Source organism: bacterium, from assembly GCA_041648665.1.
Lineage (GTDB): Bacteria > UBA10199 > UBA10199 > 2-02-FULL-44-16 > JAAZCA01 > JAFGMW01.
The window spans coordinates 22,599-32,827 of the sequence record JBAZOP010000033.1; the positions used below are offsets into that span (position 1 = coordinate 22,599).

At 60.8% G+C, this 10,229-nt stretch carries 8 protein-coding genes; 2 read left to right on the plus strand and 6 right to left on the minus strand.

Annotated features, from left to right (window positions below; genetic code table 11):
• Positions 1 to 23 precede the first annotated feature (23 nt).
• Together WC683_11310 and WC683_11315 are read left to right on the plus strand one after the other, a co-directional pair.
• Positions 24 to 1,511, plus strand: coding sequence for a carboxypeptidase M32 (locus tag WC683_11310; GenBank protein ID MFA4973194.1), 1,488 nt, complete (start codon positions 24 to 26; stop codon positions 1,509 to 1,511).
• Positions 1,512 to 1,547: 36 nt separating this feature from the next.
• Positions 1,548 to 4,022: a glycogen/starch/alpha-glucan phosphorylase gene (locus WC683_11315; protein ID MFA4973195.1), complete on the plus strand. Its 2,475-nt coding sequence runs from the start codon at positions 1,548 to 1,550 to the stop codon at positions 4,020 to 4,022.
• 14 nt (positions 4,023 to 4,036) lie between these two features.
• Here WC683_11315 and WC683_11320 read toward each other — a convergent pair whose 3' ends face one another.
• The 6 genes from WC683_11320 to WC683_11345 all read right to left on the minus strand — a co-directional run bounded on the left by WC683_11320 (position 4,037) and on the right by WC683_11345 (position 9,976).
• Entirely contained in the window at positions 4,037 to 4,303 is a 267-nt protein-coding gene (locus WC683_11320; GenBank protein MFA4973196.1) for a hypothetical protein, read from the minus strand.
• A gap of 26 nt (positions 4,304 to 4,329) precedes the next feature.
• Complete coding sequence (locus WC683_11325; protein MFA4973197.1) at positions 4,330 to 5,151, minus strand: ParA family protein; 822 nt, start codon at positions 5,149 to 5,151, stop codon at positions 4,330 to 4,332.
• A gap of 13 nt (positions 5,152 to 5,164) precedes the next feature.
• Positions 5,165 to 5,857 (minus strand): hypothetical protein, encoded by a 693-nt coding sequence (locus tag WC683_11330; GenBank protein MFA4973198.1) that lies wholly within the window; start codon positions 5,855 to 5,857, stop codon positions 5,165 to 5,167.
• A gap of 6 nt (positions 5,858 to 5,863) precedes the next feature.
• Positions 5,864 to 6,847: a P-loop NTPase gene (locus WC683_11335; GenBank protein MFA4973199.1), complete on the minus strand. Its 984-nt coding sequence runs from the start codon at positions 6,845 to 6,847 to the stop codon at positions 5,864 to 5,866.
• 129 nt (positions 6,848 to 6,976) lie between these two features.
• On the minus strand, positions 6,977 to 8,527 hold the full coding sequence (locus tag WC683_11340; GenBank protein MFA4973200.1) for a L,D-transpeptidase family protein: 1,551 nt from the start codon (positions 8,525 to 8,527) through the stop codon (positions 6,977 to 6,979).
• Between the two features lie 69 nt (positions 8,528 to 8,596).
• Positions 8,597 to 9,976 (minus strand): MBL fold metallo-hydrolase, encoded by a 1,380-nt coding sequence (locus WC683_11345; protein MFA4973201.1) that lies wholly within the window; start codon positions 9,974 to 9,976, stop codon positions 8,597 to 8,599.
• Between the last annotated feature and the right edge of the window lie 253 nt (positions 9,977 to 10,229).

Below are 10,229 nucleotides of genomic sequence, written 5' to 3' on the forward strand. Positions count from 1 at the left end.
CCTATCGCGAAGTTGAGCAACACATGAGGGAGACCTCGGCGATCGGCTCGGCGGCGGGCCTCGTGGGCTGGGACCAGGAGACCATGATGCCGCCCAAGGCCGCGGGCTCACGGGCCGAGCAGTCGGCCGCGCTCGCAGGCGTGATACACGAGAAAATCGTGGATCCTGCGATCGGCAGGGCGCTCAAGTCGCTCTCGAAGAATCCCAAAGACATGTCGGAGGCGGAGAAGGTCTGCGTTCGCGAGTGGCTGCGCGACTACATGCGCGCGGTCAAGGTGCCGACCGAGCTCGTCCAGGAGATCGCCAGGGTGACCACGCTGGCGCACGAGGCATGGATACGGGCGCGCAAGACCTCTGATTTCAAGGTCTTCGCGCCGTGGCTCGAGAAGATCATGAGGCTCACACGCAAAGAGGCGGAGCACATCGGCTACGAGGAACATCCGTACGACGCCCTGCTCGATCATTACGAACCCGGCATGACGGTGAGACAGCTCGACCCGGTGATCGCAGCGCTCCAAAGGGGGCTGGCCCCGATAGCGAAGAGGCTGATCGGCTCCAAGGAGCGACCGGACACCTCTCTCCTCAGACGGCGCTACCCGGAGGCCGACCAGGAGGCGATCTGTCGAGAGGTGATCAAACTCATGGGCCTCGATATGGACGCGGCGAGGCTCGACCGCTCGGCGCACCCGTTCTGCTGCGGCATCGCGCCCACCGACGTGCGCATCACCACGCGCTTCGACGAGCGCTGGCTCCCCCAGGCGCTCTACGGCGTGATACACGAGTCAGGGCACGCGCTATACGAGCAGGGGCTGCCCGAGAAGAGCTTCGGCACTCCGCTGGCCGAGGGCGTATCCCACGGCATCCACGAATCCCAGTCCAGACTATGGGAGAACCTGATAGGCCGCGGGCTCCCATTCGTCCGGCTCATCCACCCCATGCTCAAGAAGCGTTTCCCTTCGCAGCTCTCCGGCGTATCCGCAAGGGATCTCTACAGGGCGCTCGGCCGAGTGAAGTCCACGCCCATCAGGGTCGAGGCGGATGAGGTGACCTACAACCTCCACATCGCGCTGCGCTACAAGCTGGAGAAGGGTCTGCTGGTCGGAAAGATCAAAGTCCGCGACCTCCCCGGCCTCTGGAACGAGGGGATGAAGGAGCTCCTCGGCATCAAGCCTCGAAACGACGCGGAGGGCGTGCTGCAGGACACGCACTGGTCGCAGGGACTCATCGGCTACTTCCCCACCTACCTCATAGGCAACCTTGCCGCGGCCCAGCTGTGGGCCGCTATCAGGCGCGAGGTCCCCTGCGCGGAGGCCATGATCGCACGCGGCAAGCTCTCGCCCGTGCTGGAATGGCTGAGGACGCGCATCCATCGCCACGGGAGGCGCTTCTCCCCGGCCGCCCTGATAGAGCGCGCCACCGGAGAGTCTCTCAACCAGAGACACTTCCTGGACTACATAAAGACCAAGTACGGCGGCATATACGGCATAGGGGAATGGACCCAAGCTAGGTGATGACAGCTTTCATCTTATGAGGTAACCTTTTTCGCCATGGACAAAAAAGATTATTCGGTTTTCTTCACCGACCACAAGACCGCCGACACCTACTCGCTCGCAAACCAGTTCGCCGAGCACATCGAGCTCTCTCTCGTGAAGGACAAGTCCACGGTCACGAAAGAGGACGCCTACAACGCGCTGGCCATGGCCATCCGCGACAGGCTGATCCGCCGCTGGCTCCGCACGCAGCGCCACTATCGCGAGCACGACGCCAAGCGCGTCTATTACCTCTCGCTCGAGTATCTCATGGGCAGGCTCCTGGGCAACGCGCTAAACAACATGCGCTATTACGAGGAATGCGCCGAGATACTCGACGAGCTGGGCTACAAGCTCGACGAGATCCGCGAGATCGAGCACGACATGGGGCTTGGCAACGGAGGCCTGGGAAGGCTCGCCGCCTGTTTCCTCGACTCGATCGCGACCGAGAGGCTCCCGGCCTACGGCTACGGCCTGAGGTACGAGTACGGCATCTTCGACCAGAAGATCGAGAACGGCTACCAGGTAGAGGTGCCGGACAACTGGCTCTCATACCGCAACCCATGGGAGGTCATCCGCCCGGAGCTCACCTACAGGATACGATTCGGCGGCAACGTGCAGAAGGCGCACCTCCGCTCCGGCGAGACGATCTGCTCCTGGGTGGACACCGACGACGTGATGGCGGTGGCCTACGACATACCGATACCGGGCTATGCCAACAACGTGGTCAACAACTTAAGACTCTGGCAGGCCAAGTCCACGCAGGACGTGGACTTCACGCTCTTCCAGACGGGCGACTATCTCCAGGCGGTGCGCCGCAAGAGCAGCCAGGAGGCGATCTCTAAGTTCCTCTATCCGAACGACGAGAACTACTCGGGCAAGGTGCTGAGACTCAAGCAGCAGTACTTTTTCGCCTCGGCCACCCTGCAGGACATCGTCCGCATACACAAGCGCCAGCACAAGGACCTCTCCGATTTCCCGGAGAAGATCGCCATCCAGCTCAACGACACCCATCCGTCGATCGCCATAGCGGAGCTGATGAGGATAATGCTGGACGACGAGCGCATGCCCTGGGAGCTGGCGTGGGATCTCACCCGCAGGACCTTCGCCTACACCAACCACACCGTCATGGCCGAGGCGCTGGAGAAGTGGCCGGTGCCCATGCTCCAGTCGCTGCTGCCCAGGCACATGGACATCATCTTCGACATCAACCAGCGCTTCCTCGAGGAGATCCGCAAGGCATACCCCGGCGACGTCGACAAGCTGCGCAAGATGTCGATCATCGAGGAGGGGCCTGAACAGAAGGTGAGGATGGCGAATCTCGCAATCGTCGGGAGCTATGCGGTCAACGGGGTCGCCGAGCTGCACACCAGGATACTGAAAGAGCGGATATTCCCCGACTTCAACGAGTTCTATCCCAACAAATTCATCAACATCACCAACGGCATAACCCAGCGGCGCTGGCTTCAGAAGGCCAACCCGATCCTGTCCGAGGTCATATGCTCCAGGATAGGTGAAGGCTGGGCGACCGACCTGGGCGAGCTCAAGAAGCTCGAAAAGTTCACGGACGACGAGGAGTTCGTCGAGGCGTGGATGAGCGCCAAATGGTCGAACAAGAATTCGCTGGCCCAATACATAAAGGAGCGCCACGGCCTCGACGTGGACGTGAACTCCATGTTCGACGTGCAGATAAAGAGGTTCCACGAGTACAAGCGCCAGTTGCTCAACGTCATGTACGTCATCGCGCTCTTCAACCAGGTGAAGCAGAACCCGAACGCGGAATTCACGCCGCGGACGGTCATATTCGCCGGGAAGGCGGCGCCGGGCTACCGGATGGCGAAGCTCATCATAAAACTGATCAACTCAGTAGCATCCACGATAAACGAGGACCCGGCCACCAAGGACATCCTCAAAGTCGTGTTCCTCGAGAACTATTCAGTGTCGCTCGCGGAGAAGATCATCCCGGCCGCCGATCTCTCGGAACAGATATCCACCGCCGGCACCGAGGCCTCGGGGACGGGAAACATGAAGCTCGCGCTCAACGGAGCGCTGACGATCGGGACCATGGACGGAGCCAACATAGAAATGGCGGAGGCGGTGGGCCGCGAGAACCTCTTCATATTCGGCAACACCGAGGAGGAGATCGAAAAGCTCAAGAGAGAAGGCTACTACCCGATGAGTTTCCTAGAGAAGGACGAGCGGCTGCGCCAGGTGATACAGCTGCTCGCCGAGGACCACTTCAGCTGGCGCGAACCGGGCATATTCCAGCCGATAGTGAACTCCCTCATCCACGAAGGGGACCGATACTTCCTCCTCGCCGATTTCGCCGATTACGCGGCAAAGCAAGAGGAGGCCGCGCGCCTGTACAAAGACAAGTCGGAGTGGGCAAAGCGCGCCATCCTCACCACCGCGAGGATGGGGCGCTTCTCCAGCGATCGCACTATAGCCGAATACTCCCAGAAGATATGGGGCATAAGGCCGGAGGAATACTGAGCGTAGTCGAAGTATCAGCAGGTCGGGGTCTTCTTGTTGTTCTCCAGGTACAACCCGATGAGCTCCTGTCCTTTGAGCGTGTCTATCAGGTCGCTGTAACCCTTCTGGCGCAGGTCCGAAAGCAGCCCCAGCCATTCATCGTGGTTCCAGCAGGTCTTGCACGTCAGCCAGGTGTCCAGGTCCTTTCTCAAGGCGGCCGCGTCGTTGCGCCTGAGCGGGATCTCGCCGCAATTGGAAACTTTCCTGCGCATGAACTTGGAAGTCACTCTCTCGAGAACCATATCCTATCTCCTCCTTAAAAAAGTGGTTAGTTATCAGTGTTGCCTATGTCGGTCTCAGGCGCGAGGCTCTTGAAGTCCTCTATGTCCGTGATGACCCTGCCGAGCAGCTCGTCGGTCATCGCGCGATAGTCTTCGGCGCCGCGGGAGCCGCGTGAATAGGTGAATATCGGCTCGCCGTGGCTCGCCGCCTCCTTGAGCCTCACGTTCTGGCGGATCACGGTGTCCAGCATCATCTCCTGGAAGTACTGGCGCATGTCGTCCAGGACCTCGCGGGAGAACGAGGTGCGGCCGTCGAACATTGTGGCGACCGCATAGACCCTGAGCGCCTTGTGGTTGCGGATCTCCTGCACGAGCTTGAGCATGCGGCTCATCCCGTGCAGCGCGAGGAAGCTCGTCTCCACCGTGAGCAGCACGGCGTTCGACGCCTTCAGGGCGTTCTGCGTGAGGATGCCGAGCGTGGGCGGACAGTCGATGACCACGAAGTCATATTTGCCCTTTGCGTCGGCAAGCAGCTTCGCAAGCCTCTCGTCGCGGTTCGGCTGAGCGATCAGCCTACCCTCGTCGTCCGCGCTGATCCCCTCCGACGGCATGAGCGTGAGCTTCTGGGTTATCGGGACATAGAGGTCCTCGCTCTTGAGTCCCTCGGCGCGGGTCTCGAGTATCCCGTCGAAGACTGTGCCCTTCGGAGTGCGGTCCTCTATGCGGAGGAAGGCCGACGCCTGCGCCTGCGGATCGAGGTCCACCAGCAGAGTGCGACAGCCCTTCATGGCGAGGCACGCGGCGAGGTTCACGGCGGTCGTGGTCTTTCCCGATCCGCCCTTCTGGTTTGCCACGGATATCGTAAACATGACCCCTCCGATATCAGAGGTCCCTGAAAACGGAACCCCCGTTGGTTATCTCTTCTTCGTCTCCGCCGGCCGGGGCAAAGAAGTCGTCGATCTCTTCCCTGGTGAGCACCGACCTTATGCCGACCGGTCCCTTTTCCTCCACCGGCTCCCATGCGGCCTTGGGCAAAGGCTTCGGATCAACGGCCGCCGCAGCCGCGGGTGCGCGAGGGTTGCCCTGCCTGCGCACCACGAGCCAGTCCTCGCCTCCCAACTCCAGCGCCTCGCACGTGAAGAACTCAGGGGCGTCGGCGCCCATGCGGGATATCAGGGCGGATGCCGCGGGCGATACGCTGCGCGCGACTATCCATACCCTCACGTCCTCGGCAGCGAACCGGCGCGAGTAGATATGCTGGAGGATATCCATGTTCTCCGAGGCCCATCGGCCCCGCATTATCGATTGTCCCAGCTCATCGGCCGACAGCTCGTCGCAAGCGCACACCGTGATGAGCTTGCCCGCCCCGTCGACGCAGACGAGGTCTATCCGGCCGAGGTGAGGCACGGCCAGCGCCCTGCCGAGCGTCTTGGAGTCGGGCTCTATCGCCGCGATCTGCTCCTGCAGCGCCTCTATCGAGTCCTCTCTGTCGAATGAAAGGACGGAACCGGCCATGCAGATCCTGAAGGCCTTGTCCTGAGCGGGCGACATCTTTTTGATGTTTATCAATTTCATCGCTTTCTACTTAAAGACCAACCTGGCCAGCCTCCTGGCGAACGAGAGGGCGCCTGTCTCCGGCCTGGCCGCGCGCTCGGCCGCTACCCTCTCCTTCCATTTCGTATTCTCTGTCTTGATGCGTTCGGCCATACCCGCGAAGGTACGGGTGACGAAGCTCTTCGGATGCAGGAGCACCACCGGCTGCCGCATGTTGACCGAATTCTGAACGTACCAGTTGTAGGGGATCCATTCGAAGAGGTTCAGTGCTACGCCGGAGAGGTGCCGCGCCACGACCGCGCTTATCTTCTCAAAGGCGGCCCTGGCCTCCTCTTCGTTCCTCGCGCGGTTGATCACGAGCTTGACCTCGAAACCCTCCCGGGCCCTGGCCATGGACTTTATCGTCGCGTATGCGTCGAGCAACGCGGTCACGTCCGGCGTGGTCACGACTATCACGTCGTGCGCCGTGTTGATGAAGCGCATGACCTGCGGGCTTATCCCCGCGGAGAGGTCGACGAGTATGACGTCGGCCCGGTCCTCGTAGACCTTGAGCTGATCCGCTATATTTCTGATCTGCCAGTCCTTGAGCTCGGCCAGGTCCGAAAATCCGGAGCCTCCGCTTATCAGCTTCACGCCGGCGTGGCATTCGACGACCACCTCGTCGAGTCTGCGCTCGCCGGAGACAACCTGCGAGATATCGTAGGGCGGGCTCACGCCGAGCAAGACATGCGCGTTGGCTAGCCCCAAGTCGGCATCGAAGAGGAGCACGTCCAGTCCCTGCTGCACCAGCGACACCGCAAGATTGGTCGTGAATACGGTCTTGCCCGTGCCGCCCTTGCCGCTGGCCACGCAGATAACCTGACAGGATGAGGGGGCCTCCTCCGCCTCCTGCGCACACTCCGGCACAGGGACCAGGACCGGCTTCGGGCGATCGCCCCGCAATTCATCCGGATTTACGTCGGTTATGTCCTTCAACGACCTGGCAAGAAGACGGCGGCTGGCTTGTGCCATCGCTCTCCCCCACGGGATTCAAATCGCAGTTAACTGAAACTTTTCCCCTATTTATCACGTCGAAGGAGATGAAACAAGCAATTGTTATATGACCTTTTAAAAAACCGGGTGCTCGAAGCAAATGCGTCGTCAGTCTGCGCAGAGTTTTTTCGACAGCGCCCTGTCAAAGCCGTAGACGTCGTGCCTGAAAATCGGGTCCCCGTTAGCATCCGCTCGCGCGGTCACGTAGAGGATGTGGATCGGCATCGGCTCGGTGAGGGAGACGTCCATCGGGCTCCCGCGCTTCATCGCAGAATCTATCCGCTCCCTGCCCCACCCGTCCTTGTCCTTGAGAAGGTATTCGGCGAACCAGATCGGGTCGGAGATGCGGATGCAGCCGGAGCTGAAGACGCGCACGCCCGAATCGAAGAGCGACTTCGTAGGCGTGTCGTGCAGATAGACATCGTGACGGTTGGGGAACATGAACTTGACCCTGCCTAAGGCGTTGTCATCGCGCGCCTCCTGCACGAGTCGGTATGAGAAGCTGGACGAGTCGACGCTCTCCCAGTCGATGGACTCGGGCTCCACCTCCTCCATGCCGGTCTCGCCCACCGTGAAGAGCCTCATGCCCATCTTGCGGATGTAGGAGGGATCCTTCTTGATCTTGGGGAGCTTGTCCTTGACCGCGATCGAGCGCGGGACGTGCCACTTGGGGGAAAAGACGATGAAGCGAATATTGTCGGACATGAGGGGAGATTTGCGATCCAGCATGCCCGTGATCACCTTCATCTGCTTGATCGGAGCCCCACCCTCGTAGATCGTGAGCGAGAAATCCGGAACATTGACCATGGCGTATCTCTCGGTGGTGATCACGTGTTTGAGCGCCCGCAGGCGATCCAGGTTCACCTTTATCTGGCAGAGGCGGAAAGGGGGCTCCACGTTCATCGCAGCCAGGGTCCATCTGCCGATCACACCGTCGGCACCCAGCCCGTATTTCTCCTGAAAACCCAGGACCGCCTGCACCAGCTCATCGTCGTAAAGGTCCTCCTGAAGCACAGCCCCGCTCAAGCTCGCCTCTCCGCTTATCCTGGGCCTCTTCAAGAAACCCTCCGCCTCAAGCCTCGCCCGCACCGCGGGGATCCTGGGGTCGCGCTGGCCGGACTCGATCTTCCGCGCGCCCTTTTCAGGGACCTTTGGCCATACGGTTTCAGCAGCCCATTTCCGAGTCTTCTTGAGCGCAGCCATGAGCTGGCGGTATTCGGCCGTCTGCGGCGCAAGGCCCTCCAGCGTCCCCTTCACGTCGTGCCGCTCGACAGCCTGCGCAAGGAGCGCCTTCAAGTCGCTCCCCGGCTCGGGCCTCCGCTGGTTCGCGTTGGAGAAATACGGATTTTCCACGCCTGCGTCGAGGTGCGAGGCCAGTTTGAGAAACGCGTCCGACATCAGAGCATCCCTCTCCGCCGCGATCCGCGCCCTGTCTTCGCCTGACACCGACTTTATCTCCGCACCGAGGCGTTCGATCTCCTCGATGTGATACCAGGAGGGGTCCAGGCCATGATCCGCGGAGCCACGGATGGCCTCAATGAGCCCCTTTTCGTCGCGTTCCGAAGCGAATGCAGGCGCAGGCTGAGCCTCCTCTGCAAACGCGGCCGCGCAAGAAACGTTTATCGCCAGACAGAGGAAACAGATCGATGCCAGCCTCATCTTGCCACCTCGCTATGGTTGAGCAATCAGGAGCATCTACGAAAAAGCGGCGTGCACTTCAAGGGTTTGTTACAGGTCGAATTTCTGAAGGTACTTGGGTATCACGACGCCCCAGCCCAGCTCGCTCTCGATGCGGGCCTTGAGAGACTCCGCGGCCTTGGGCTCGCCATGCACCAAAAAGGTCGTTTTGGGCGGCTGGGTGAAGCCCCTGAGCCAACGCATGATGTCGCTGTAATCGCCGTGGGCCGAGAGCGAGTCGATGAACTCGACCTTGGCGTTGATCGACACCGGCATGCCGTGGATCTTGATCGCCTTTGCGCCGTCAAGAATCGCCCTCCCGCGAGTGCCCGCGGCCTGGAAACCGGTGATGACCAGGGTGGAGTTATGGTCCGGCAGATACGCCTTGAGGTGATGCAGTATCCGGCCGCCGGTCATCATGCCCGACGAGGATATGATGATCGCAGGCTCCTTGAGGCTGTTGAGCTGCTTGGACTCCTCGGGGTCATGCACGTGCACCAGCCTGGATGGGCTGAATGCCTTGGTCGGCTCGTTGCCGTTGACGAAGAAGTTGTGCTCGTTCCCGTAGCGCACGTAGATCTCGGTGGCGTCGATCGCCAGCGGGCTGTTCAAGAATATGGGGACGTCGGGGAGCCTCCCCTTTTCCTCGAGTTTCTTGAGGATGTAGAGCACCTCCTGCGAGCGGCCGACCGCGAACGACGGGATGATGACCTTGCCGCCGCTCTTCACCGTCTTCTTTATGATGCGCTCGAAGCGCCCGAGTATGTCCTCCTCCGTATGGAGCCTGTCGCCGTACGTCGACTCGAGCACCAGGTAGTTAACGGACTTGACCGGACCCGGGTCCACGGCGATCAGGGCGTCGTACGTGCCGATGTCGCCCGCGAACATTATGTTGAACTTATGATGCGGCTGTTTGACCGAGACGTTTATGACCCTGGAGCCCAGTATGTGGCCCGCTGGTCTGAGCATCATCCTCACGTTATCGGAGAGGGCGTGCCACTCCCTGTCCGAGACCGCCTTGAGCTGGGGAAGGCACCTGACCGCGTCATCGTAGGTATAGAGCGGGAGCGGATCGCTGTGCTTGGAGAAGCCGTGCTTGGCTGCGAACTTCGCGTCTTCCTCCTGTATATATCCCGCGTCCGGGAGGAGTATCTTGCAGAGATCGACCGTGGGTTCGGAGGCGAGCACGGGGCCTGAGAAGCCGTTCTTCACGATCAGCGGAAGATAGCCCGAATGATCGATGTGAGCGTGCGTGAGTATGACGGATGCGATCTTGTGCGGATCGACCGGAAAAGGCTGCCAGTTGCGAAGCCTCAGCTCCTTGAGGCCCTGATAGAGGCCGCAGTCGATGAGCCAGAGGTGATGGCCGTCGGAGAGGCAGAATTTGGATCCGGTGACTGTCTGGGTTGCGCCGAGGAATTGAAGTCTCACCTGAGTTTGGGCCCCCTGTCTTGGCGATGCGGAGGATATTAAGATTTTGGGCGGCGAAAGGCAACAGAAAGCCGGATCAGGCCATAAACCTCTCGAAGACCCTGTTCGATATCTCGATCCCCCGCTGCGTGAGGGCGAGCCTCCCGCCCTCTTGAGAGGCCAGCCCCTCGCCCACGAGCACGCCCGCTTCTCCCGGGAACGCCTCTTCAAACTCCTCGCCGAAGAGACGTTTGAAATCCGCAGACGAGATCCC

Bases quoted from the DNA above. Each gene is read 5' to 3' on its own strand.
- WC683_11310 (MFA4973194.1), top strand. From the start codon at position 24: ATGAGGGAGACCTCGGCGATCGGCTCGGCGGCGGGCCTCGTGGGCTGG.
- WC683_11315 (MFA4973195.1), top strand. From the start codon at position 1,548: ATGGACAAAAAAGATTATTCGGTTTTCTTCACCGACCACAAGACCGCC.
- WC683_11320 (MFA4973196.1), bottom strand. From the start codon at position 4,303: ATGGTTCTCGAGAGAGTGACTTCCAAGTTCATGCGCAGGAAAGTTTCC.
- WC683_11325 (MFA4973197.1), bottom strand. From the start codon at position 5,151: ATGTTTACGATATCCGTGGCAAACCAGAAGGGCGGATCGGGAAAGACC.
- WC683_11330 (MFA4973198.1), bottom strand. From the start codon at position 5,857: ATGAAATTGATAAACATCAAAAAGATGTCGCCCGCTCAGGACAAGGCC.
- WC683_11335 (MFA4973199.1), bottom strand. From the start codon at position 6,847: ATGGCACAAGCCAGCCGCCGTCTTCTTGCCAGGTCGTTGAAGGACATA.
- WC683_11340 (MFA4973200.1), bottom strand. From the start codon at position 8,527: ATGAGGCTGGCATCGATCTGTTTCCTCTGTCTGGCGATAAACGTTTCT.